Origin of the sequence: Paenibacillus periandrae, from assembly GCF_022458865.1 — a bacterium.
Lineage (GTDB): Bacteria > Bacillota > Bacilli > Paenibacillales > NBRC-103111 > Paenibacillus_S > Paenibacillus_S periandrae.
Map to the genome: position 1 here is coordinate 1 of NZ_JAJNMU010000220.1, position 255 is coordinate 255.

The 255-nt window shown below is 52.2% G+C and carries 1 protein-coding gene; it reads left to right on the forward strand.

All coding sequences use genetic code 11. The features are described 5' to 3' along the window. A partial coding sequence (locus LRL21_RS45305) for an SRPBCC family protein (RefSeq protein ID WP_240422260.1) occupies positions 1-255 on the forward strand: 255 nt, incomplete at both ends.

Genomic DNA, 255 nt, shown 5'->3' on the forward strand with positions numbered 1-255 from the left:
GCCAAGAGGCTGGGATCTTCCGATTTGCAATCTCGATTTCCAGGTGGGCGGCGTTTGGCACTTCTGCATGAAGTGCGTCGATGAGAACCAAGGTCAATTTTTCGGCATGGAATCTTGGGGCAAAGCGGTTTATAAGGAAATCGTTGAGCCGGAGAAGATCGTCTTAGTCGATTCCTTCTCGGATGCCGAAGGCAATACGAATGAGTCCATGCCCTCGACCGAGGTCACGCTGGAATTCATCGATCTGGGCGGCAA